The organism is Collinsella sp. AF33-16 (assembly GCF_003475325.1).
Classification (GTDB): domain Bacteria; phylum Actinomycetota; class Coriobacteriia; order Coriobacteriales; family Coriobacteriaceae; genus Collinsella.
Window position 1 is genome coordinate 1 of sequence record NZ_QRQC01000005.1, and the last position, 25,401, is coordinate 25,401.

Consider the following 25,401-nt stretch of genomic DNA (forward strand, 5'->3'; position numbering starts at 1 on the left):
GCCCGAGCTCTTCCGGAACCGCACCTCGCGGCCCGCGGGACATGCGCTCTGAAGCGCGGTCCGGGCACGAGGATGCCCCCGAGTCAGACCTTTCCTATGCGCCATGCGGCCCCCAGGGCACGTGTATGCGATACCGGACACCGTAACGGTGGGCGCCGCCCACCGGTCAGCGGCCAGAGCATGGGGGGCACGCCCGGTCCCGTTCCGAACCCGGAAGCTAAGCCCCATCGCGCCGAGAGTACTGCGGGGCCAGCCCGTGGGAGGCCAGGGCGCCGCTGACCGGTGGACGGCACCGAGCCGTACGCTTGGACTGAAGAAGGGGGAGGCCTCGCGGCCTCCCCCCTTTTTTGCGTTATATAGAGAGCTGTAATACAAGAACTCGCCTTCTTTTAGCTTGTCTTACTGTTTGGCTGTATTTTGAGTCCTTCTTTTGTATTTGCGCGATAATAACTCCCATTGGCGTTGGGGAGGACTTGATGTTTACCGTTTTTGTCTTGGGCAATATTGCTTCGGGTAAGTCGACTGCCTGCCGCTATCTCGAATCTCATGGCGCCATGCTTATCGATCTGGACGAGCTTGCCAAATCGCTGTATGTGCCAGGCTCCGATATCGTCAATGCCCTCGCGGAAGAATTTGGCTGGGATATTTTGGACGAGGAGGGCGGCGTTCGCCGTAACATCCTCGCTTCTCGAGCCTTTGTTTCTCCTGATGCGGTCGCGGGGCTCAATAGCATTGTGCACCCCGTTCTCATTGAGCAGCTGTCACTGAGGATTCTTGATCCGGTTTGCTGTACGGTTTCATCTCCCCGTTATTCCTTTGCGGTGGTCGAGGTTTCTGCTCCGACTGGTTTTGAGGATGCATTTGGCTTGGCTGATGAAATTCTGGTCATCAGCGCCCCTTTGTCAGTTCGTCGCGAGCGTGCTATTCAGCGTGGCATGGAGCCATCTGATTTCGATGCCCGTTCTGCTTGCCAGCCCGATGAGTCTGCGCTGTGCAATCTCGCTACAACGGTGATTGATAATGCCGCAGGCGATAATTCGCTCTTTGAGCAGCTTGACTCATGGCTTGCATTCCATGGGTTTATAGACACTGCGAATAAGGAGGATGCCGATGCCTAAGACACGTTTCTTTGCGTGGTATCGCCTTATACCGCTGGCTGCCGTTTTTGCCTTCGGCCTTATCTCATTCGTTTACTCGTGTGCTCCTGCGACTTTCTTTAAGCCGCTGTATCCCATTGACTACGAGGCGTATGTAAAGCAATCTAGTATTTCGCATAATCTGGATCCGTATCTGGTGTGCGCTGTCATTAAGTCGGAATCGAATTGGGATCCCGAGGCTGAGTCGAATCAGGGTGCTCAGGGATTGATGCAGCTGATGCCCGAGACTGCCCAGGATATGATCGCCAAGGGTCTTGTCGACGGTGGGGAGTATTCGGCCGACAACCTTAACGATCCTGCTACGAATATCGAGTTTGGCTGCGCGTACCTCTCGTATCTCTTAACGTATTTCAACGGGTCGACGGATAGCGCTATTGCCGCATATAACGCCGGCATGGGCAATGTGGATGGTTGGGCGCAGCAGAGCGCGTCGCTTCACAATGCAATCACCTTTCCCGAGACGCAGGCGTATCTGATTCGTGTCAATAATGCCTGGGTTCGCTATAAGACCCTCTATCCCGACCGGTTCGTATAGGACTATGCCTGCCGCCTGCGTATACTGCAGATGTATGAGTTAGGAGTATCCATGGCGGATTTTGAAGTTGAGCGTGTTGGCGGAGAGCTCAAACGTTTTGGCGTTGAGGGCTCTGATGTGCCGTTTAAGGTCGTGTCTCCCTATGACCCTGCAGGCTCTCAGCCTGAAGCCATTGAGTCGCTTGTGCAGGGTGTGAGGGACGGAGACCGCTATCAGGTTTTGCTTGGCGTGACCGGTTCGGGCAAGACCTTCACGATGGCTAAGACTATTGAGGCCCTGGGGAAGCCGACGCTGGTCATGGCCCCCAACAAAACCCTCGCCGCACAGCTTGCGAGCGAGCTCAAAGAATTCTTTCCCAACAACGCTGTGGTCTACTTCGTCTCGTACTACGACTATTATCAACCCGAGGCATATGTACCGCAGAGTGATACGTATATCGAGAAAGACTCCTCGATTAACGAAGAGGTCGAGATGCTGCGCCATCAGGCGACAGCATCGCTGCTTTCTCGACGCGATGTGATCGTCGTCGCATCGGTCTCGTGCATCTACGGTATCGGCTCTCCCGAGGACTACGCGGGCCTGGCGCCGAACGTCGACAAGAAGGTGCCGCTCGAGCGCGATGACTTTATCCATGCGCTCATCGACATTCAATACGACCGCAATGACTATGATTTGGCGCGCGGTACCTTCCGCGTGCGCGGTGATGTCGTCGACGTGTATCCGCCCTATGCCGAGCATCCGTTGCGCTTTGAGTTCTTTGGTGACGAGGTCGAACTGATTGCCGAGATCGATGAGGTTACCGGTGAGATGTTGCGTGAGTACGAAGCGATTCCCGTGTGGCCGGCTTCGCACTACGTGACCGAGAAGCCAAAGGTGAAGGCGGCCCTGAAATCGATCAGCGAAGAATGCGAAAAGCGCGTGGCGGAGCTCAAGGCGACTGATAAGTTGCTCGAGGCACAGCGCCTGCAGCAGCGGACCGATTATGACCTCGAGATGCTCGAGACGATGGGCTTTTGCAACGGCATCGAGAACTACTCGCGCCATCTGGATGGACGTAAACCGGGCGAGCCGCCGTTTACCTTGATTGACTACTTTCCCAAGGACATGCTCTGCATCATCGACGAGAGCCATGTGACGGTGCCGCAGATTCGCGGCATGCACGAAGGTGACCGTTCGCGTAAGGTGACCCTGGTGGAACATGGTTTTCGCCTGCCCTCGGCGCTCGACAACCGTCCACTTCGCTTCGATGAGTTTGAGGCGAGGATCCCGCAGTTCATCTACGTTTCGGCCACGCCGGGTGACTATGAGTTGCGCGTGAGTCAAAACGATGTTGAACAGATTATTCGACCGACCGGCCTGCTCGATCCCAAAATCGACGTTCGTCCGGTCCGAGGCCAGATTGACGATCTTGAGGACGAGATTCGCGAGCGCGTGGCCCGCAAGGAGCGCGTGCTGGTGACCACGCTGACCAAGCGCATGGCCGAGGATCTGACCGATCACCTGCTCGATGCCGGCATTAAGGTCAACTACATGCACTCCGATACGGCGACGATGGACCGTGTCGAGATTCTGCGAACGTTGCGCGAGGGCAAGATCGATGTTCTCGTTGGCATCAACCTGCTCCGCGAGGGTCTAGACCTCCCCGAGGTCTCGCTGGTGGCAATTCTCGATGCCGATAAGGAAGGTTTCTTGCGTAACCGCCGTTCGCTGATTCAGACAATTGGCCGTGCGGCCCGCAATGCCGACGGCGAAGTCATCATGTACGCCGACGTCGTGACCGATTCGATGAAAGAAGCCATCGAGGAGACGCAGCGCCGTCGTGAGATACAGATGGCCTACAACGAAGAACACGGCATTGTGCCCAAGACGGTGCGCAAGGCCATCAACGACATTTCGAGCTTTATTGCCGAGGCCGAAAAAACTGTGGGCTCCAAGGGACGCTCGAAGGGCGACTCTCTTGGCCATGGCGCATTCTATACGCCCGATGAGTCGGGCGAGGGCGGTGTGCCGGAAACGGTGGCGCCCGAGCAGACACTTGCGGAACAGTTGGAAGAACTGCCGCATGACGAGCTTGTGCGGATCGTCGAAACCATGGAAGAGGATATGCGTAACGCTTCTGCCGCCATGGACTTTGAGGAGGCGGCGCGCCTGCGCGATGCCGTCGTTCAGATTCGGGCGATGCTCGAGGGCGCGTCTGAGGACGAGACGATCGAGCGCTTACGTTCGCAGGCCCGCAAGGGTTCCACTTTCGCATCGGGCAGAAAACGCCAGGGTGCACGGTTTAAGAAATAGCAAACAGGCCCCGAGTCCCCTGTGGAGCTCGGGGCCTATGTCTTTTGCGCGCTGGAATTCGTGCGTTAGAGGTCTGCGATCAGGGCTTCGGCACAACGAATGCCGTCGGTGGCCGCGCTCATGATGCCGCCGGCATATCCAGCTCCCTCACCGCAAGGATAGAGACCCGGGGTCGACACGGCATGGCACGTTCGGTCTCGGGTGACAGTGACCGGTGAGCTCGAACGAGTCTCCACGCCGGTAAGAACGGCGTCGGGACGGTCGTAGCCTCGTAGCTTTTTTCCGAGTAGGGGAAGTCCCAGGCGGAGCGACTCGACGATATGCTGCGGCAGGGCTTCGTCAATTGCCGTCCAGGTCACACCGAGCGGATAGGTGGGCTTTACCTTTCCGGGCGCCTTGCTGGCACGTCCTGCGAGGAAATCTCCGACGAGCTGTGCCGGTGCGTTCCAGTTGGAACCGCCCAGGCGATAGGCGGCCGCCTCGCAGGCACGCTGGAGCTCGATGCCGGCGAGCGGGTCATCGTTGGGAAGGTCCTCGGGCGTGACGTTAACGAGCAGGGCGGCATTTGCGTTGCGTCCGTCGCGGGCATTGAGACTGGCGCCGTTGACGCACAGGTGGCCCTGCTCGGAAGAGGCGGCGACAACCTGCCCGCCGGGGCACATGCAAAACGAGAACACGCTGCGGCCGTTGGGAAGATGGGCGACGAGCTTGTAAGGGGCTGCTCCGAGGGCAGGATGTCCCGCCGAGGCTCCGTATTGGACTCGGTCGATGTCGCGCTGCGGATGCTCGATGCGAACGCCCATGGCAAAGGTCTTTTGTGCGAGGGCCACGTTGTGGCCCTTAAGGAGCTCAAAAATATCGCGAGCAGAATGCCCGCAGGCGAGGATGAGGCGCTTTGTCTCGATTGGCTCGCAAGCGGCGTCTTGGGACGATTGGACATCAATACCGGTGATGGCGCCAGACGCGTCGATGCGAATGTCGACGAGCTTTGTTCGATAACGGACGACACCTCCGAGCTGCTCGATGCGCTGGGATATAGCGGTGACAACCGTGGGAAGGATGTCGGAGCCAATGTGCGGCTTGGCATCCCACAGAATATCGCGGGGCGCGCCCGCCTCGACGAAGGTTTCGAGGATAAGGCGATGGGCGGGATTTTTGGTTCCCGTATTGAGTTTGCCGTCCGAGAAGGTTCCCGCGCCGCCCAGGCCAAACTGGATATTGCTCTCGGGGTCGAGGATGCGCTCCTTTAGAAAGAGGTCGATCGCCTGCGAGCGGCGAAATGCCGGGTCGCCGCGCTCGATGAGCAAGGGCTTAAGACCTGCTTCGGCGAGCGTAAGCGCAGCGAAAAGGCCGGCGCATCCGGCGCCGACAACGACAGGGCGTTCTTGAGGTGCGTCGGAGGCGGGGGAGGGGAATGAAGGCTCATCATCTTCTATCGCGCGTACGCGCGAGCGGTCACGCTCGGCAACGCTGTCGATCGCTTCTCGCTCGAGGTGGGGACTAGTCAGCTCAACACGAAAGCTCAGGATAAAATGGACGTCTCGTTTTTTGCGAGCGTCGATTGACTTGCGGTGGAGCTCGATGGACTTGATCTCGGAGTCCTTGCAACGTAGGACGCACTTGGCGACTCGCTTGCCAACAATGAGACAGGCATTTTCATCGCCGGCTTCATCGAGCGACGCGTTGACTTGGGTGATTTCAATCATCGAGGTCTCCTTAGAGGCAAGAAAGAGGCCGTCCGGTATCCTAGACGGCCCGAATGCGTTTTTGATTATAGACTGCGCGGCTACAGGCTGCTTGCAGCGCGAATGCCCGAGATCCAGGCCCACGCAAGGTTAAAGCCTCCGCAATCGGCGTCGATGTCGAGCGCTTCACCGCAGACGTAAAGCGGGGCGTCGACAACGCTGCGCGCGCGTAGGCTGGGTGTTGAGATGCTCTCGACAGATATGCCACCACGCGTGACCTGTGCTGAGCGCTCCTCGGCTGTTCCCTCGACGAGCAACTTAAAGTGTTTGAGGATCGAGACCAGGTGGATGACATCGTTGGAGCCTGGATGGCACTGCTCGAACGCTGTGCAGACGACGCGGGAGAGTTGCGGGGCGAGCATGCCGTCGAGCCAACGGGGATCGCGGGGTGAAAAGCGGCCGAGCAGTTCAACGCGTCGGTTGAGCGTATCGAGCAGCTCGTCTTTGGAGAGGTCGGGGAAAACGTCGAGCAGGATCGTATCGCCGTGCTGGATACGACGAGAGAAGTTGAAGACAGCGACGCCCGAGATACCGAAGGTTCGAAACAGCACTTCACCGTCTTCGTGCCAGAGCTCATTATGATTGCGGGCGAGCGTCAAGCAGGCGCGGACGCGCAGGCCGTCCAACGTCTTGAGTGCCGCTCGATCGCCAACGACCGTTGCCGATACGGGGCAGAGGATGGGGCGCAGCGAAGTGAGGGGAAGGCGAAACGTATCGGCGATACCGGTGGGGTTGCCGCCCGTAGCGATAATTACGGCATGTGCCTGCAGGGCCTCGTTCTTGCGAGGGACATCGGCGAGCGCCTTCCGAAGCGAGCGGAGCTCCGATTTTCGGTCGTCGTGCTTTTTTGCCTTGAGCGCCCGCGCTGGACGGTCTATTTGGAGTGCCCAGCCTTCAGAAGCTTTGTACGCCGAGGCAACGTTGGCTCCGCAGATTAAGGTGATACCTAGGCGGTCGCAAGCGTTGAGAAGTGCGTCGCGCACCGATTCGGCGCGAAGGGAGCGCGGGTACAGCCGGCCTTCCTCGGAGGTTGTCATGATACCCAGCGAGGAGAAGAAACCCATAAGCTCTTGTTCGGGCTGGGGGGCCATGACGGATTCGACGAATGCGGGGTGGTTATACCGCTGAGGATCAATCGATTCGTTGGAGAGGTTGCAGCGGCCGTTACCGGTCGCAAGGAGCTTAAGGCCGCAGGCGACATCGCGCTCAACGATGCAGACGCTTTTGCCAGCGCGTGCGGCCGTAATGGCGGCGGCGAGGCCTGAAGCCCCGCCGCCGATTACCAGGACGTCATAGAAGGCGCTCGCGTTCACTTAGGCCTCGTCGGTCTCGTGCGGGGTAATAGCCTCGACGGCAGAGACTGCCTTGGGCAACATGCCATCGGGCAGCGCGGTCTCGACCTCGCCCTTATCGCAGGCCTCGGCGAGTGCCGGATTAATGGGAAGCTGCCCCAAGATGTCGAGGTTATAGCGCTCTGCGACCTCGGGGAGCTTGCTCTTGCCAAAGACCTCGATCTTCTTGCCGCAGTCGGGGCACTCAATATAGCTCATGTTCTCGACAATGCCCAGAATGGGGACGTTCATCTTCTCGGCCATGTTGACCGCCTTGGCGACGATCATCGAGACCAGATCCTGCGGGCTCGTGACGATGACGATGCCGTCGACGGGCAGCGACTGGAAGACGGTGAGCGCGACGTCGCCTGTTCCCGGAGGCATGTCGACCAGCAGGTAGTCGATGGGGCCCCACGAGGTCTCGCTCCAGAACTGCCTAATGGCGCCTGCGATGACCGGACCGCGCCAAAGGACGGGGTCGGTCTCGTTTTGGAGCAGCAGGTTGGAGCTCATGACCTTGACGCCGTGCTCGGAGATTTCGGGCAGCATAAGGTTGCCAAGGGCATGGACGTGGCGTCCACTCATACCGAACATCTTGGGGATAGAGGGACCGGTGATGTCGGCATCGAGGACGCCGACCTTGTGGCCGTGACGGGCAAGCTCGGTGGCGATGGCACCGGTGACAAATGACTTGCCGACACCGCCCTTGCCGGAAAGCACGGCGATGACGCGCTTGACCTCGGACAGCGTGTTCTCCTCAAATTGCGACGGCGACGTTTGTCCGCCGGCGGCCTGTGCGTGTTCGCAACCCATGTATGACTCCTTTGTATATGCTGGGGCCGGGGCCCCGCGATGTGACACGAGCGTCATTGTACCCTCGTTTGCGAGCGGGAGTCATTTGCGATGCGTTTGGGCCGAGCGTGCTTGCAATACGATGGGCCCAAGCGAATGGGCGGGCTTACTGAACTTTGCTGGCGAACTCGAGGTATTGCATGCGCTGCAGCTTGTCGATCGTCGAGGCGTAGGGGCTGTCTTCCGATTCCAAGTCGTAGCGCAGCCCGTCGGCACCGAGATAGCCGGCGACATTGATGGTGGGCACATCTGACCTTGTCGCAAGCAGGGCCTTTTGGTAATTGGTGAGCGGGGCGCCGATCTTATTAAGGGTAATGGCTGCAATCTCGTTTGCCCCGACGGTGTCGTAGACGTTGAGCTCGGTATTGCCGGCGATCTCATAGTTAGCCCAGACGAGATATGTCGACTGATAGATACGGAAAGCGTGGCTTGCCGTATCTTCCTGAGGGTACAGCTCGTCGTTGAGAGTCGTTGCGGCGCTCGGCTGATGGTCGCCAAAAAAGACAAGAACAACCGGTCTGCCGATGTTGCGGAGCTCGTTGATAAAGTACTCGAGGTCCCGGTCGGATGCGTTGATGCAGGTGAGATAGGTGTTGAGCGCGCTGTTGGCGCCTTCGCTGGCTCCCTCGACCCAATAGTTTGTCAGCTCTTCGGCGGGAACGGTGCCATAGTCGTAGCCGCCGTGATTTTGCATCGTGACGTCAAAGATGAACTGCGGCGCTTCGTCGGTTCTAAGCAGGTCGAGTATCTTGTCGTAGGTGGCGTAGTCGCATACGCCGGCATGGTAATAGGGCGCACCTTCGAAATCGCCGATTGAAAGAAAGTCTCCAAAGCCCAGCTGCTGATAGATTTTATCTCGATGGTAGTTGACGGGGTTTTGCGGGTGCATAGCGGTAGTGGTATACCCAAGCTCTTTAAGGTCCTTTGCCAGGCTGTTTACGCCATTCATCTGATACAGCTGATAGGGGATCTTGCCTAATCCGACAAAGGCCGTTGTCGCTCCGGTCAAAAATTCGAATTCGGAGTTCGCCGTTCCGCCACCGGCGACCGAAGCGAGCATGGTGCCGCGAACAAGTGTGTCGGGAAGCGAGTTGTAGAATGCGGGGCCGAAGTACCCGGCCGCCTGGAGCTGCTCAAAGCACGAAAGGTCGCTAAAACTCTCGTTCATGACGGCAACAATCGTCGGCTTGATTTCATTGAACTGGGCAACGGCCGCCGCGCGCTGTTCGCTCGAGCCATATGTGCTGTCGTAGACGGCGGCGAGCTCCTGCTCGATGCTCTGCGCCTCATCGGGCGTATAGTCTTCGGGCTTCTCAATGGGCAACTCGTTGACCATTTCGGTGAACGAAGTGATAAAACCCTGAGACGCATACGTGGTGATGGGCTGCCAACGGTCAAATCCAAAATCCAGCGCCTGCTCCAAGTCGATGTTGGAAAAGCCTGAGAGCCCCACAACGGTCACTAGCAGAAAAGCACAGAGGTTAGCGGCGATAGCGGGGAAGACATGGGTGGGCGTACGGAGCTTTCGCGGTCGGATGAGCGAAAGAAGCCCCAGGGAAATCTCCAGCAGGGCGAGAGAGGTTACGATTCCGGCGGTAAAGGTAAACTCGTATCCCTCGCTCACTTCCATTGCGGTGCCAAGGGCCAAGATATCGCTTGGCAGGATGGCTTCGCCTTTAAACGTTATGACGAAGTGCTCGGCAATGCCAAGGATGCAACAGACGACGGGCACGAGGACCATGACGCCTCCATGACGCTGTCCCAGCAAATAAAGGGAGAGCAGAACCGTCGCGAGCAACCCGACGGAAAACCCGAATGAGTTGGCGGGAATGCGATAGAGCGTTTCGTTGCAGGCAATTTCGATTGAAACGAACGAGAGCGCTGAAACAGCGGCGATGACAAGGATGTCGCGGCAAATACAGGCAACCGTTCCCGTCGCAAGGTCGGTTTGGTCGATAAGTCCCGAAACCAAGGGCTCGACAAGAAGCATGACGGCGGCAGCACCGAGCGCCGAATAAGAAAGGACCCATAGGGAGCTGCCCTCATTTACGAGCGATTGATTCGTAATCCATGCAGCTACCACGCCGAGCGGGATGAGGAGCGTCGCGCACCAAAAGACGCGGGCAATGGGTGGCTTTTCGTTGCGTTTGATTGAAAAATACACGCGCACGACGACGGCGGCCACGATAAGGACGGCGATGAATATGGGCAGATTGGCCATGTCGCTCGAAGTGATTTCAAGGGGGATATCTTCGGTCATGGACGTTCCTCTGGTACAGCAAATTAAGTTCAGTATTAGATTACTGTAACCTTTCCACGGCATTTCGAGAAACAAAGCGCCCGATACGCAAAGCTAAAGGTCTGCGAATCTTGTATTACGAACATCTGTGCGCGTCGAGTGCGCTAAACTCATCGGCAGTATGATTCGATGCAATAGGAGGCAAGGAGCTTCCATGTCTGATTCCTCTATCGTTATTCGCGGCGCTCGTGAGCACAACCTCCGTGATATCGATGTTTCCATTCCGCGTGACCAACTCGTGGTCATTACCGGTCTTTCTGGCTCGGGCAAGAGTTCGCTGGCATTCGACACTATCTATGCCGAGGGCCAGCGTCGATACGTCGAGAGCCTTTCGAGTTATGCGCGCCAGTTCTTGGGCCAGATGGACAAACCCGACTTGGATTCAATCGACGGCCTTTCGCCGGCGGTGTCGATCGACCAAAAGACGACATCTAAAAACCCTCGCTCGACGGTTGGCACCGTAACCGAGATTTATGACTATCTGCGTCTGCTGTTCGCCCGTGTGGGCACCCCGCACTGTCCCGAATGCGGCCGCGTCATTGAGCGCCAGACGACCGACCAGGTCGCCGATAAGGTCCTGGCGGCGGGGGAGGGCCGCCGCGCGTTTGTGCTGGCACCGGTGGTGCGCGGGCGAAAAGGCGAGTACACCAAGCTGTTTGAGGACCTTCGCGCCGAGGGCTTTAGCCGCGTGCGTGTCGACGGCGAAGTGCGCTCGCTCGACGATCCGATCGATCTGGACAAGAAGTTCAAGCACGATATCGAGGTCGTGGTCGATCGCATCGTGATCCGCGAGAACTCGCTGGGCCGTATCGCCGAGTCTGTTGAGCAGGCGACCGCGCTGGCTCACGGCAATGTAAACGTGTACATGCTGCCCGATCGTGATGCCCCCGAGGGGACCGAGGGCGAGCTGCTGGAGTATTCGTTGGCCTTGGCGTGCCCGGAGCATGGTCACTCCATTGACGATCTTCAGCCGCGTGATTTTTCGTTCAACGCTCCCTATGGCGCATGTCCTGAGTGCGACGGCCTGGGCTTTAAGAAAACCGTTGATGCCGAGGCGCTGATCGAGGACCCCTCGAAGTCCATTGCCGACGGAGTCTTTGGTAGCCTGTTTGGCAATTCGAACTACTATCCGCAGATTTTTGCTGCGGTCTGCAAACACTTTAAGGTGAGCACCGATACGCCGTGGGAGGACTTGCCCCCTCGCGTGCGTCGTGCATTCTTGGATGGCCTGGGCGATACGAAGATTTCGGTCGACTATCAAAAGCTCGATGGGCGCCGCAGCCAGTGGGACACCAAGTTCTCGGGTGTGCGCAATATCCTGTACGAGCGCTATACCGAGACGACGAATGAGAACACCAAGGCGCGCTTGGAGAAGTACATCCGCGAGGAGCCGTGCTCGAGCTGCCACGGCGCTCGTTTGCGCCCCGAGATGCTCGCCGTCACCGTGGGCGGCAAGTCCATTTACGAGGTTTGTTGTCTGTCGTGCCGTGAGTCGCTCGAGTTTTTTGAGGGCCTGGAACTCACCGAGCGCCAACAGTTTATCGGCGGACGCATCGTCAAGGAAATCCTGGAGTGCCTGCGTTTTCTGGTCGATGTCGGACTCGACTATCTGACCCTCGATCGTGCCTCGGCGACGCTTTCCGGAGGCGAGGCCCAGCGCATTCGCCTGGCAACGCAGATCGGCGCCGGCCTCATGGGTGTCCTGTACATTTTGGACGAGCCATCGATTGGCCTCCATCAGCGCGATAACGAGCGCCTGATCAAGACGCTTGAGCGCCTACGCGATATCGGCAATACCGTCATCGTCGTCGAGCATGATGAGGATACGATTCGTGCTGCCGACTATGTGATCGACATGGGCCCCGGCGCGGGCGTGAACGGCGGACACGTAGTCGCGGCGGGAACGCCTGCCGATATCATGGCGTGTCCCGAGTCGATGACGGGCGCTTATCTGACCGGCAAACGAATGATCCGGGTTCCCGATGAGCGCCGCAAGCCCGGTCGCGGCTGCCTTAAGATCACGGGCGCCCGCGCCAACAACCTCAAAAACGTTACCGCCAAGATCGAGTTTGGTACGCTTACGGTCGTTACCGGCGTGTCGGGATCGGGTAAGAGCTCCCTGGTTACCGACACTATCGCACCTGCCCTTACGAATGCCATTCACCGTTCGACGCGCCCTGTGGGTCCGTATAAGAAAATCGAGGGCATCGAGTGTATCGATAAGGTTATCGATATCGACCAGTCGCCGATTGGCCGCACGCCGCGTTCCAACCCTGCTACGTACATTGGCCTGTGGGATGATCTTCGCGCGCTGTTTGCGAGTACGCCGGAGTCGAAGGCGCGCGGCTACTCGCCGGGACGTTTCTCCTTTAACGTGAGCGGCGGTCGCTGCGAAGCATGCAAGGGCGACGGACAAATTAAGATCGAGATGCACTTCCTTCCCGATATCTATGTTCCCTGTGAGGTCTGCGGCGGCAAACGCTATAACCGCGAGACGCTTGAGGTCACCTACCGTGGTAAGACCATCTCGGACGTGCTCGACATGAGCGTCACCGAGGCACTGGCCTTCTTTGGGAATATCCCGCAGATTAAGCGCAAGCTCCAGACGCTGTACGATGTAGGCTTGGGCTACGTGAGCCTGGGCCAGCCCGCTACGACGCTCTCGGGCGGCGAGGCGCAGCGTGTGAAGCTCGCCAAGGAGCTTCATCGACGCCAGACGGGCAAGACGTTCTATATTTTGGATGAGCCGACGACCGGCCTTCATTTTGAGGACGTCCGCCAGCTGCTCGATGTGCTGCAGCGCTTGGTCGATGCGGGCAACACGGTGCTGGTGATTGAACACAACCTTGATGTCATCAAGGTTGCCGACCGCCTGATCGATATGGGCCCCGAGGGCGGTAACGGCGGCGGAACCGTCGTGGTTTCGGGCACACCGGAGCAGGTTGCGGACTGTCCGCAGAGTTATACGGGCAAGTTTTTGGCGCCGTTGCTCAGGCGTGACCGGGAGCGTCAGGCTCAACTTGATGCTCAATAAATAGGCGATTCAGTTTATGGGCGCCATCGACTCCTTGTGATTCGATGGCGCTTGCTGTGTCGAAGTGACGTATGCAGCCGAATTGGACATATACTTAATCCTTGCGTCCGAATGCGAGGGAAAGGATATGCCATGGCAAAGGCTGTAAAGACGCCAAAAACCAATGCGATGCGCGAGCTGGAAAGCGCCGGCATTTCCTATGTTCTACATACGTACGAAGACGATGGTGATGAGTCGGCGGGCCTGGGGGTCGCGATTTCGGAGCAGCTTGGCGAGGAGCCCGGACAAGGATTTAAGACCTTGGTCTGCGTGACGCCGTCCAACGACCACGTCGTGTGCTGCATCCCTGTTGCCGACGAGCTCGATCTAAAGTCCGCCGCGCGTGCCGCGGGGGAGAAGTCCTTGGCCATGATGCATGTGAAGGATTTGCTTGCGGCGACTGGCTACGTTCGCGGCGGCTGCAGTCCGGTCGGTATGAAAAAACGCTACCGGACGCTCATTGATGAGACATGTGTCCTTTGGGATACCATTTTTATTTCGGGAGGCAAGCGTGGTTATCAGCTTGAGCTTGCACCTGATGATTTAATTGCATTTTGCGGGGCGACGGTCGCCCCGATTACGAGAGAGGACTGAGCGATGCCGCAGGAAGAATTGAAGTGCGGAGCTCATTTTGCAAAAGAATCTGCGCCTCAGACACCCTCATCCGAAGCTTCTTCGTCGCGAGACGACACTGACGACATGGGCTCGTCGGACTACTCCACGGTTGGTCGTTCCGCCGGGCTTATGACCATCCTGACCATCGTGTCTCGCGTCACCGGTTTTATCCGCACGTGGGCAATGGCGGCCGCTATCGGCATGTCGCTGCTCTCGTCTTCCTATCAGGTCGCCAACAACCTGCCCAATATGCTCTACGAACTCGTGATGGGCGGCATGCTCGTGACGGCGTTTTTGCCCGTGTACATGGGCGTGAGGCGTGAGCAGGGTCGCGAGGCCTCTAACGAGTACGTGGGCAACCTGCTCGGTATTCTGCTATTGGTGCTGGGTGGCATTTCGTTGCTGGGGACCGTGTTCGCCCCAGGCTTTATCTGGACGCAATCGTTCCTTTCGGGTGACGGCGGCAGCATGGATACCGCTGCGTTCATGTTCCGTTTCTTTGCCATCCAGATTCTGTTTTATGGTTTGGGCTCGGTGTTTTCGGGCGTCCTCAACGCACACCGCGACTACTTCTGGTCGACGTTTGCCCCGGTCCTCAACAATGTGATCGTCATTGCGAGCTTTATGGGCTTTGCGCCCGTGTCCGCACAGTTTGGCGAACGTGCCGGCATCATCTTGATTGCGGCCGGTACGACCCTCGGTGTCTTTGTTCAGATGGCATGCCAGATCCCCGCGCTTGGCAAGCACGGCGTGCATCCCCATATCCATATCGACTTTAAGGACCCCGCACTGCGCCAGACGATTGCGCTCGGTATCCCGACGCTGCTCGCCACGGTGTGCATGTTTGTCTCGACTTCTATCACCAACGCTGCTGCGCTGGTGGTCCAGCCCGAGACTGGTCCTTCCGTCATCGCCTATGCGCGCCTGTGGTACACGCTGCCCTACGCGCTGATTGCCGCCTCGCTTTCGACGGCGCTCTATACCGAGCTCTCTCACGACGCACAGGAGAAGGATTACGACAGCGTCCGCACGGGCATTTCGCGTGGCGTCGCCCAGATGCTGTTCTTCCTGATTCCATTCGCGCTGTACCTGATTGTCTTCGCGCGTCCGCTCAACATGATCTACTGCGCTGGCAAGTTCGATGAGTCCGGTGTGGCGCTGGTGTCGGAGTTCCTTATCTACCTGGCACTTTCCCTGCCGCTCTACGGCGTGGTCGTGCTGATGCAGAAGAGCTTCTCTGCCTTGCTCGACATGAAGCCCTATAGCCGCTATTGTCTGTATTCCGCCATCGGCCAGGCCGGCTCGGTTCTGCTGTTTGGCGTTGTGCTGGGCTTCGGTATGCCGGCAATCGCGCTTTCGTATGTCGTCGACTACGTGATCTTGGTCGGTTGCTCGCTGTGGTGGCTGCGTCGTCGTCTGCGTGGTCTTCAGGTTAAATCTATCCTGCATGGCGGTTTCTTTGGCCTTTTGCTCGGTGGCCTGGGTGCTGCCGCAGGCGCCGGCGTCATGTGGGCGCTTGAGCACTTTGTCGGGGCACTTGGCGGCTCGATTCTGATTACTCTTGGCTACGTTTGCGTTGCGGGTGTCGTCTCGCTTGCTGTTACCTTTGGCCTTGCCGTCGTCCTTAAGATGCCCGAGGTCTCGGCGCTGATTCGTCGCAAGTAGGTGCGCGTGGCCGGTCACGACAACATTCCAACGCTTGCCGAGCAGGTTTCGCGCGTTCCCACGCAGCCCGGCTGCTACCTTTGGAAAGACGCCAAGGGCGATGTCATCTACGTGGGCAAGGCGAAAAACCTGCGCGCCCGTATGCGTCAGTACGTGACGCTGCAGGACGAGCGCCAGAAGATCCCGCTGATGATGCAGCTGGTGGCGAGCTTTGACTATATCGTGGTGGAGACCGAGCACGAGGCGTTGGTGCTCGAGCGCAATTTGATTGGTCAGTACCATCCGTACTTTAACGTCGACCTCAAGGATGACAAGAGCTACCCCTTTATCGCCATTACAAAGGGCGACCTGTATCCCGCTATCAAATACACGCGTGAGCGTCATAAGCCGGGAACGCGCTATTTTGGACCTTATACCGATAGCCGCGCGGCACGTGAGACGATAGATACGCTGCGCAAGGTTATCCCCATCTGCTCCGCATCCTGTGCGGAGTGGCGTCGTTGTCGCCGTATCGTCGAGTCCCACAAGGGCGAGGAAGACATCGTCAATATGATTTGCGCGCAAAACGGGCGCCCCTGCTTTGACTACCATGTCGGGCGCGGCCCGGGTGCGTGTGTCGGCGTGATTTCCCCGGCAGACTATGCCAAGAACGTCAAGCGTGTCGAGCGCTTTTTGTCGGGCCATCGCAAGGATGTCGTCGATGAGCTGACCTCCGAGATGACGGATGCCGCTGAGGTGCTCGACTTTGAGCGCGCGGCACGCGTCAAACGTCGTTTGGAGGTCATCAGGGGTCTGGACGATCGTCAGCAAGTCGTTTTTCCCTCCAGTGTCGATATAGATGTCATCGGTTTCTATCGCGAGGAGACCATCTCCGCCGCTTGCGTCTTCGTCGTTCGCGAGGGCCGAACAGTTCGCACCTGCGAGTTCATTCTCGACAAGGGTCTTGATGTTGACGAGGAAGAGCTCCAGTCGGGCTTTCTTAAGCGCTATTACGACGAGACGGCTGATATTCCAGCTGAGGTCAACCTTTCCGTCGAGCTTGAGGATGCGGAGGCGCTGGGGGAGTGGCTTGCGGGCAAGCGTGAGCGTTCCTGCCATCTCCATAGGCCGCAGCGTGGCGAAAAGCACCGTCTGCTCGATATGGCATCCAAAAATGCGCGCCATGCTCTCATGCGCTACATGATGCGAACGGGGTACGCTGACGACCGCACCAATCAAGCGCTCCTGGAGCTCGAAAGTGCGTTGGCGCTGCCATCGCCGCCGTTGCGTATCGAGTGCTTCGATATCTCTACACTGCATGGCACCTTCACGGTCGCCTCGATGGTGGTGTTTACCAACGGGCGCGCCGACAAGAGTCAGTATCGTCGTTTTAAAATTCAGGCCGAATTGGACGAGGCAAACGACTTCGTGTCGATGTCCGAGGTTTTGGGACGACGTTATGCTCCCGAGCGTATGGCCGACGAGCGCTTTGGCTCGCGCCCCGATTTGCTCGTTGTCGATGGCGGTAAGCCGCAATTGACCGCTGCGATCAAGCAACTTGAGGCTCTTGGGCTCGATATACCAGTTTGTGGCTTGGCAAAGGCCGATGAGGAGGTTTTCGTGCCTTGGGACGAGACTCCAGTCGTGCTGCCGACCGGGTCCGCGTCGCTCTATCTAATTAAACAGGTGCGCGATGAATCGCACCGTTTTGCCATCACGTTCCATCGCGAATTGCGCGATAAAGCCATGACGGTTTCGGTACTCGATGACGTTCCAGGCGTGGGACCCACCAGAAAACGTGCCCTTATGCGCCATTTTGGCTCGATGAAGCGTTTGCGCGCGGCGAGCGAGCAAGAGATCGCGGAAGTTCGAGGCATTCCTGCCGATGTCGCCAAAGCGGTTCACGAGGCGCTCGTTGCATGGAATGCCGAGCGCGCCGAGGCGGCGGCAAAGCAATCCGAAAACTAAACACGCCTCTAAACAACTGATATACATGATTGCGTGATTTTCAATCATTTATTTCACGGCGATTACCAGCCGATTTCGGGTTTAATTAACGCTAAAACGTTTGACTAGCCATGGTGAACAACCCTGCTATCCTGCGGGTTGACGAAGACTGATATCTCACCTCGTCGATACATACTGTCTGGCGAATCGTTTGTCAATGAATTCGGTGAACGGTAGTAAATACCGTTCAAGCGTATGTATGTATCGGTCGCCGAGCGCGGCACCTCAGTTGGGTTCGTCGGTAGGTAAGGTATATATCGTCCGCAAGTTGCGCGGGGGCACGTCTAGGTGCTCCCGGGTAAGATTCTCTATTGATAGGAGAAGACATGGCCATCATCAACAAGGGTATGTCCAGGCGTTCGTTCCTCGGCCTCACCGGCAGCGTCGCTGCTGTCGCAGGGCTTGGTCTCACCGGCTGCGGTGGCAGCTCCAACGACGAGGGTTCCGCTTCCGGTTCCACCGATTCCGCCAACCGTGGCGGCGGCGTGATCACCGCTGGTTCCGCTTACGCTCCGTCCAGCTTCGATCCCGCCAGCACCGGCTCCGCTGTGGGCCTGGGTGCTAACTGGCACGTCGTCGAGGGCCTCTACGGCATCGATTACCACGACTACAGCACCTTCAACGAGCTCGCCACCGACGATCCCAAGTCTGTGGACGACACCACTTTCGAGGTCACCATCCGCAAGGGCGCCAAGTTTTCCGATGGCACCGAGGTCACCGCTGACGATGTCGTTGCCTCCTACACCGCTTGCGCCGCTTCCGCTACCTATGCTCCGTTCTTCCAGCCCTTCGAGTCCATCGAGGCCAAGGACGCCAGCACCGTGACGGTCAAGACCAAGGTCCCCAACTTCTCCCTGCTCAAGGATCGTCTGGCCATCGTCCGCGTTACCCCGGCCACCCAGACCGAGGAGGATCGCGCCAAGCAGCCGATCGGCTCCGGCCCCTGGATGTACGACTCTATCTCCGATACCGAGATCACCCTGGTTCCCAACCCCGAGTACAACGGTGAGTATGCTGCCGAGGATAAGAAGATCCAGTACAGCATCCTGACCGACCCCACCGCTCGCGTTACCGCTCAGCAGGAGGGCTCCACGCTCGTTATGGAGCTCGTTACCGCTGACGCCGTCGACCAGCTCGAGAGCGCCGGCTGCAAGATCGATAACGTTCAGGGTTTCGGCACCCGCTTCATCATGTTCAACGTCGCCAAGGAGCCTTGGAACAACGTCAAGGTCCGCCAGGCTGTCATGTATGCGCTCGACACCGAGAAGATGGTCAGCAACACCTTCGCCGGCCTTGCCACCGCTGCCAGCTGCTACCTGCCCAAGAGCTTCACCAACTATCATGAGGCTTCCACGGTGTACAAGACCGACGCCAAGAAGGCTAAGAAGCTCATCGAGGAGTCTGGCATCACCCCGGGTGCCATCACCCTGCGCACCACCGACAACGAGCAGATTAAGGGCATGGCCGCCCAGGTCAAGAACGACCTCGACGCCCTCGGCTTCGATGTGACCATCCAGACCGATACCTCGCCGGCCACCTACGCTGCCATCGACGGCGGCGAGGCCTACGATATCCTCCTTGCCCCTGGCGATCCTTCCTGCTTCGGTGCCGACCCCGACCTGCTGCTCAACTGGTGGTACGGCGACAACGTCTGGATGCAGACCCGTTGCCCGTGGAAGGAGTCCGCTGAGTGGCAGAAGCTCCACGGTCTCATGGACGAGGCTCTTGCCGCCGAGGGCGACGAGCAGCAGAAGAAGTGGAACGAGTGCTTCGACATCATTGCCGACAATGCCGTTCTGTACCCCGTTGTCCACGTCAAGACCGTCTCCGCTTCCTGGGACGATCCGTCCACTGCGCCCAACGGAGAGGCCCTCGATGGCTTCAAGGGCATCGGTACGACGAGCATGTCCTTCAGGGGCGTTGCGACCGTCAAGGCGTAAGACTCGCTTGAGTCTGTATGCAGGATGTCGGTCGTTGGGACCGTATCCTCATAGTTGAAACAAAGACCCGGGCGGCAACGATGTCGCTCGGGTCTTGTAATGAGTATCCGTACTCATATACCAGTTGGTCCTACCGACAAAAGAAAGGGGAGAGAACGTGAACAACTTGCTACGTTTGATTGGAAGGCGTCTTGTGGCGCTGCCGATCATGGCATTGGGCGTCACCGTCCTGGTGTTCTTCCTTATGTCGTTCTCCAAGACCGACCCCGCCTACACGGCGTTGGGTGACGGTGCCTCGCCCGAGGCGGTTGCCGAGTACCATGAGAAGTATGGTCTGGACGACCCCTGGCCCGTGCGCTACGTGCGCTATATGGGCGATTTGATCCATGGCGACATGGGCACCTATGGTGCTGCTCGCAACTCCGTTGCCAAGCGCATCTCCACGGCCCTGCCCGTCACGATGCAGCTGACCTTCATCGGCCTTGCCATCGGTGCGGTCGTTTCGTTTTTACTCGGCGTCATCGCGGCACTGTATCGCGACAAATGGCCGGACCAAGTGATCCGCGTCTTTTCCATCGCCGGCTTGGCAACCCCGTCGTTCTGGCTTGCCGTTCTGTTGATCCTGCTGTTCTCTTCCTACCTTAAGGTGCTTCCGGCATCGGGTGCTCTGCCTCACTTCACCACGAATCCGGCTGGCTATCTGGGACGTATGATCATGCCCGCTATCGCCTTGGCATTTCCGCTGACGGGCCAGATGACTCGTATCGTGCGTACCGCCATGGTCGAGGAGCTCGATAAGGATTATGTCCGTATGGCTCGCGGCGCCGGCGTTCCCGAGAAGGTCGTCGTCGGCATCAACGTTCTTCGCAATGCGCTGATCACCCCGGTCACCACCCTCGGTCTTAAGATCGGTTACCTCATGGGCGGCGCCGTCGTCATCGAGGTTATCTTCAACCTCCCCGGCATGGGCACCGCGATTCTGCAGGGCGTTCAGGGCAACGAGGCGAACCTGGTTCAGGGCGTCGTTATCGTCGTTGCTCTTGCCTTCATCATCATCAACATCGTGGTTGACATGCTCTACCTGCTCATCAACCCGCGCATCAGGACGGTGTAGATTATGGTAAAGATTCGAGAGAAGCAAACCGAGCAGCTCGAGAAGGCTGCCTCCAAGGGGCTCAAGCTCGGTGGCTGGAAGAAGATGACGCTGTCTTCTAAGATTGCCGCCGTCGTGTTGGTGCTGGTCGCCCTGACTGCGATTCTGGCGCCCCTTCTTGCCCCCTATAGCCCGGTCGAGATTTTTACGGCTCGCCAGGCTCCCGGCAACGGATTTATCTTCGGTACCGACGATAAGGGTCGCGACATTCTGTCGCGCATGCTCTACGGTGGTCGTTACTCGCTGATTATCGGCTTTGGCGCCACTGCCATGGCTCTGGTCTGCGGCTCGGTCGTGGGCGCCCTTGCGGCGGTTTCGCGCAAGGCCGTTTCCGAGACGATCATGCGTATCCTGGACATCATCATGTCCATCCCGGGCATCGCCCTCGCGGCCGTCTTCGTCTCCATCCTGGGCAACTCCGTGCCGTCGATCATCTTCGCCATCGGCTTTATGTACACTCCGCAGATTGCCCGTATCGTGCGCGCCAACATCGTGTCCGAGTACGGCGAGGACTATGTCCGCGCGGTCATCGTTTCCGGCGCCAAGGCTCCGTGGATTTTGATCAAGCATGTTCTGCGTAACTGCATCGCCCCGATCATGGTCTTCACCGTTACCCTGGTCGCCGACGCCATCATCTTCGAGGCCTCGCTGACCTTCATCGGCGCTGGTATCCAGGAGCCCACCGCTACCTGGGGCAACATCCTCGCCGACGCCCGCGGCGGCGTGCTCGCCGGCCGTTGGTGGCAGGCGCTGTTCCCGGGCCTGGCCATCATGATCACCTGCCTGGCGCTCAACATCCTCTCCGAGGGCATTACCGACGCCATGGCCGCTGCTCCCTCCGCCGCCCTGGATCCGACCGATTCCTCCAAGCGTCGCGAGGCCGACCTGCTGGTCTCCGACCCCGTTCGCGCCTACAAGGAGCAGGCCCAGTCCCTCTCCGCTCGCCTTGGCGCCCTGCGCGATGTCGAGCTCAAGCGTGACGATCGCCATGTGCCCGACGAGTCTGTCGAACCGATTCTCTCGGTCCGTGACTTCTGCATTCAGTTTGAGCATCACGGCGATATCAACGTCGTCGACCATGTCAACTTTGACGTCCGTCCTGGTCAGACCATGGGCCTGGTGGGCGAGTCCGGTTGCGGTAAGTCCATCACCACGCTGGCCATCATGGGCCTGACCGACGATGACGAGCACCTTTCCGGCCAGGTCCTCTGGGAGGGCCGCGACCTGCTCAAGATGAGCAAGAAGGAGTGGTTCGGCCTGCGCGGTACCGATATCGCTATGGTCTATCAGGACGCCCTGTCCTCGCTCAACCCCTCCATGCTCATCTCTGCCCAGATGAAGCAGCTCACCAAGCGCGGCGGCACCCGCAGCGCCGAGGAACTCCTGGAGCTCGTGGGCCTCGACCCCAAGCGTACGCTCGAGAGCTACCCGCATGAGCTTTCCGGTGGCCAGCGTCAGCGTGTCCTGATCGCCATGGCCCTTACCCGCGACCCCAAGCTGGTCATCTGCGACGAGCCCACGACCGCTCTGGACGTTACCGTCCAGAAGCAGGTCATCAAGCTGCTCAACGACCTTCAGGCCAAGCTCGGCTTTGCCATGATCTTCGTCTCGCATGACTTGGCGCTGGTCGCCGAGGTCGCCCATAACATCACGGTTATGTACGCCGGTCAGGTTATCGAGCAGGCGCCCACCAAGGAGCTGCTCACTAACCCGATCCACGAGTACACCCGCGGTCTTCTGGGCTCCGTTCTGTCCATCGAGAGCGGTTCGGGCCGTCTGCACCAGGTGCCCGGCGCCGTTCCGAGCCCGCGCGATTTCCCCAAGGGCGATCGCTTCGCGCCCCGCTCGAGCCATCCGCGCATTGGCCTGGACACCCGTCCGGTCTTCAAGCGCGTGCCCGGCACCGAGCACTTCTATTCCGAGCTCCCCGACGAGGTGCTCAAGGCAAATGGTTTGACCCCTCACGCGGAGGTGATGTAGATGAGCGAGACCGCAGTCAACGGCGTCGAGCCGATCATCTTCCTTGATGACGTCCACGTCACCTTTAGGACCCGTACCGGCTCGATTCTGCACCCCAACCTGGTTCACGCCGTCCAGGGTGTAACGATTAGGCTCATGCCCGGTCAGACGATCGGCATCGTCGGCGAGTCCGGTTGCGGTAAGTCCACCACCGCCAACGTCATGTGCGGCCTGCAGGCCCCCACGAGCGGCAAGGTCTACTTTAAGGGCAAGGACGTAACCAAGCGTACCGCCGAGGACCGTCGCCACATGGGTCGCGTCATCTCGGTCGTGTTCCAGAACCCGGCCACGGCGCTCAACCCCCGCATGGTCGTTCGCGAGCAGCTGCTCGATCCCATGCGCGTCCACAATCTGGGCACCGAGGCCGAACAGGAGAAGCGCGTCAAGGAACTCCTGGAGCTCACCGGTCTGCCCAGCTCCGCCGCCGAGGTTCTTCCCGGTCAGCTTTCGGGCGGCCAGCGCCAGCGCGTCGCAATTGCCCGTGCCCTGTCGCTGAACCCCGATGCCATCATCGCCGACGAGCCCACCTCGGCTCTGGACGTTTCGGTCCGCGCGCAGATTCTGAACCTGCTGACCGACCTTAAGAAGGAGCTCGGCCTGGCCATGGTGTTCATCAGCCATGACATCCAGACGGTCCGCTATATCTCTGACGACATCATCGTTATGAATGGCGGCAAGATCGTCGAGCAGGGCGAGGCCAAGCAGGTCTTCCAGCACCCCCAGGACCCCTACACCAAGATGCTGCTCGGCGCTGCGCCGTCGCTGCTGCATCCCAAGCTCGGCGAGTAGTCTCGCTTTCCCTCCCGTGCGCCCGGTTCCCTTGCCGGGCGCACCTCCGTTGCGATTTCGAAAGGTTGGGTTCACGAGCCATGCCAAGTGCTCAGGAGCTGCAACATCAATTTGGTGAATATCGAGGCGCCATGCCCCGTCCATCAGATTTCGATCTCTTTTGGAAGGATCGCATGGCCGAGGCCGACGCCGTCGGGCTTGACTATGCGATCGAGACGGCATCGGTCACCGATGCCGTGACCTGCCAGCTTTTCGACCTCTGGTATACCGGCATGTGTGGCGCTCGCCTGCATGCCAAGTACCTTAAACCCGTCTCGGACGAGCCCGTGCCATTGGTACTTCAGTTCCATGGGTATCCGGGTGCAAGCCGCAGCTGGTTTGAGCAGGCGTCGTTTGCGGGCATGGGCATGGCACTCATCGCCCTCGACTGCCCCGGCCAAGGAGGTCCCTCCGAGGACATTGGTGGATTTGAGGGCACAACGGTCGCGGGCCATATCGTCGCCGGTATCGACGGCGATCCGGCCAACCTCTACTATGTCCGCTTGCACCAAGATATTCGCATCCTGTGCCGCATCGTTCGCGAGCTCGAGGGCATCGATCTTGCCCGTGTGTTTGTGAACGGCGCGTCGCAGGGCGGCGGTTTGGGCATTGCGACCTGTGCACTTAACAGCGAGCTTATCAATCGCGCCGCCATCCTCTATCCCTTCCTGTCGGATTTCCGCCTGGTCTGGGATTTGGATGCCGACGACATTGCCTACGAGGGCCTGCGCTATTGGTCTCGCTGGTTTGACGAGGACTCGACTCGTATCGACGTAGCCTATGCCAAGCTGGCGTACTTCGATTCCAAGAACTTTGCCCCTATGGTCAAATGCCCCGTGCTGTTTGGCACTGGCACAGCCGATACCGTCTGTCCGCCAGCGACGCAGTTTGCGGTCTATAACAACCTGACCTGTGAAAAGCGTCATGAGTTCTTTGAAGGCTTTGGCCACGAGGAGATTCAGGATTTTGACGATCTGATCATTCCGTTTTTCTGCAAGGGAGGGGAGGCTTATGTCTAAGTGCGAGAGCAATGTCAATGAGCTGATTGTCTCCGACCTTGTGGGGATTCCCGGAACGGTCTCGTCAAGGCTCGCTGATTTCCGGGATTGGCGCGGTGATGCTTCTGCGGATGTTTCCGAATTAGAGATAGCCGCTTCGGACCTTGAGGTTTGCGGGCCGAGTATTACGGCGATCGATTTCGCCAATCCGTATGCCCGCTACTCCGAGGTTTCCTTTGAGCTTGGTGGCGATGTGGTCCACGCACGCTTGATTGAGCCTGCCGGTCGCGCCCGAGCATCCGAGCTTGTGCCGCTATGTCTGATGTTTCACGACATCGACCGACCCGTGCGGGGATGGCATCACATGACGAGGTTTGCGGCCATGGGATATGCCGTGCTTGCGCTGGACGATGAGGCGATTGGATCCAGCGAGCTGCAGCAGGGGATTGCCTCTCCTGCTTTTGTCAAGCGCGTCCGTTGGGGTTGCGCGATGGCGAAGGTGGCGCGCAATCTTGATGGCGTGGACCCCGACCGCATCTTTGCATGGGGCGAGGGCCTTGGCGGCGGAGTCGCGCTGGCGGTTTCTGCTCTGGACGAGCGGGGCCTCGCCTGCACGGCGGTTGCCAATCCAATTCCCGGTGGCCTCGAGGCGTTGTCGTCTCGGGTGCGTGGATCGGTGCTCATGGGCACATCGCTCATGGATGCCGTGAGCGATCCCAAGGGCCAGTTTGCCGTATTCAACGGTCTTGAGTGTGACCGGAGGCATATCATCTATGCCAAATACGCTCATGAGCGCATCAATGCGTTCGAAAACGAAGTCATCGACTTTTTTAACCAAACGTTCTACCCGTGTTCTTTGGCCTAGACGGCCTGGACACTGCCAACAAGAGTGGGTGGCATAGGGCCGCCCGCC

Annotated in this window: 17 protein-coding genes and 1 rRNA gene; 14 read left to right on the top strand and 4 right to left on the bottom strand. The window is 58.9% G+C overall.

Going from position 1 to position 25,401, the window contains the following annotated elements; genetic code table 11:
* The first annotated feature begins 165 nt into the window (after positions 1–165).
* From rrf to uvrB, 4 genes are all read left to right on the top strand, one after another.
* Positions 166–281: ribosomal RNA gene (rrf, locus tag DWZ52_RS02725) — 5S ribosomal RNA — on the top strand.
* Between the two features lie 195 nt (positions 282–476).
* Positions 477–1,118, top strand: coding sequence for a dephospho-CoA kinase (gene coaE / locus DWZ52_RS02730; RefSeq protein ID WP_118384868.1), 642 nt, complete (start codon positions 477–479; stop codon positions 1,116–1,118).
* Complete coding sequence (locus tag DWZ52_RS02735) at positions 1,111–1,692, top strand: lytic transglycosylase domain-containing protein (RefSeq protein WP_118384869.1); 582 nt, start codon at positions 1,111–1,113, stop codon at positions 1,690–1,692. The genes coaE and DWZ52_RS02735 overlap by 8 nt, the downstream gene beginning before the upstream one ends.
* Positions 1,693–1,743: 51 nt before the next feature.
* Entirely contained in the window at positions 1,744–3,984 is a 2,241-nt protein-coding gene (gene uvrB / locus DWZ52_RS02740; RefSeq protein ID WP_118384870.1) for an excinuclease ABC subunit UvrB, read from the top strand.
* Between the two features lie 65 nt (positions 3,985–4,049).
* Here the strand turns inward: uvrB and DWZ52_RS02745 are convergent, their stop codons facing one another.
* The 4 genes from DWZ52_RS02745 to DWZ52_RS02760 form a co-directional block, all read right to left on the bottom strand.
* A complete protein-coding gene (locus DWZ52_RS02745; RefSeq protein ID WP_118384871.1) occupies positions 4,050–5,690 on the bottom strand; it encodes an NAD(P)/FAD-dependent oxidoreductase in 1,641 nt (546 codons plus the stop codon).
* 80 nt (positions 5,691–5,770) lie between these two features.
* A complete protein-coding gene (locus DWZ52_RS02750; RefSeq protein ID WP_117862272.1) occupies positions 5,771–7,042 on the bottom strand; it encodes an NAD(P)/FAD-dependent oxidoreductase in 1,272 nt (423 codons plus the stop codon).
* Positions 7,043–7,873, bottom strand: coding sequence for an Mrp/NBP35 family ATP-binding protein (locus tag DWZ52_RS02755; protein ID WP_022094864.1), 831 nt, complete (start codon positions 7,871–7,873; stop codon positions 7,043–7,045). It lies immediately after the preceding gene.
* Between the two features lie 145 nt (positions 7,874–8,018).
* Positions 8,019–10,172: an LTA synthase family protein gene (locus DWZ52_RS02760; protein WP_158572401.1), complete on the bottom strand. Its 2,154-nt coding sequence runs from the start codon at positions 10,170–10,172 to the stop codon at positions 8,019–8,021.
* Positions 10,173–10,365: 193 nt separating this feature from the next.
* Here DWZ52_RS02760 and uvrA point away from each other — a divergent pair, with 193 nt between their 5' ends.
* The 10 genes from uvrA to DWZ52_RS02810 all read left to right on the top strand — a co-directional run bounded on the left by uvrA (position 10,366) and on the right by DWZ52_RS02810 (position 25,353).
* Positions 10,366–13,245, top strand: coding sequence for an excinuclease ABC subunit UvrA (uvrA, locus tag DWZ52_RS02765; protein WP_118384873.1), 2,880 nt, complete (start codon positions 10,366–10,368; stop codon positions 13,243–13,245).
* Positions 13,246–13,377: 132 nt separating this feature from the next.
* Positions 13,378–13,878 (top strand): Cys-tRNA(Pro) deacylase, encoded by a 501-nt coding sequence (ybaK, locus tag DWZ52_RS02770; RefSeq protein WP_089573609.1) that lies wholly within the window; start codon positions 13,378–13,380, stop codon positions 13,876–13,878.
* Between the two features lie 3 nt (positions 13,879–13,881).
* Positions 13,882–15,564 carry a murein biosynthesis integral membrane protein MurJ gene (murJ, locus tag DWZ52_RS02775; protein ID WP_233547248.1) on the top strand — a complete coding sequence of 561 codons (1,683 nt, stop codon included), beginning with the start codon at positions 13,882–13,884 and terminating at the stop codon, positions 15,562–15,564.
* 6 nt (positions 15,565–15,570) lie between these two features.
* A complete protein-coding gene (gene uvrC, locus DWZ52_RS02780; RefSeq protein ID WP_370448264.1) occupies positions 15,571–17,511 on the top strand; it encodes an excinuclease ABC subunit UvrC in 1,941 nt (646 codons plus the stop codon).
* Between the two features lie 365 nt (positions 17,512–17,876).
* Positions 17,877–19,490, top strand: a complete 1,614-nt coding sequence (locus DWZ52_RS02785) for an ABC transporter substrate-binding protein (protein ID WP_117638004.1) — start codon at positions 17,877–17,879, stop codon at positions 19,488–19,490.
* 157 nt (positions 19,491–19,647) lie between these two features.
* Positions 19,648–20,604, top strand: coding sequence for an ABC transporter permease (locus DWZ52_RS02790; RefSeq protein WP_055251823.1), 957 nt, complete (start codon positions 19,648–19,650; stop codon positions 20,602–20,604).
* 3 nt (positions 20,605–20,607) lie between these two features.
* Positions 20,608–22,623, top strand: coding sequence for a dipeptide/oligopeptide/nickel ABC transporter permease/ATP-binding protein (locus DWZ52_RS02795; protein ID WP_117842833.1), 2,016 nt, complete (start codon positions 20,608–20,610; stop codon positions 22,621–22,623).
* Positions 22,624–23,451 carry an ABC transporter ATP-binding protein gene (locus tag DWZ52_RS02800; protein WP_089573612.1) on the top strand — a complete coding sequence of 276 codons (828 nt, stop codon included), beginning with the start codon at positions 22,624–22,626 and terminating at the stop codon, positions 23,449–23,451.
* An 80-nt stretch (positions 23,452–23,531) separates the two neighbouring features.
* On the top strand, positions 23,532–24,509 hold the full coding sequence (locus DWZ52_RS02805; protein WP_118384875.1) for an acetylxylan esterase: 978 nt from the start codon (positions 23,532–23,534) through the stop codon (positions 24,507–24,509).
* Complete coding sequence (locus tag DWZ52_RS02810; protein WP_117786311.1) at positions 24,502–25,353, top strand: acetylxylan esterase; 852 nt, start codon at positions 24,502–24,504, stop codon at positions 25,351–25,353. The genes DWZ52_RS02805 and DWZ52_RS02810 overlap by 8 nt, the downstream gene beginning before the upstream one ends.
* The last annotated feature ends 48 nt before the right edge of the window (positions 25,354–25,401 follow it).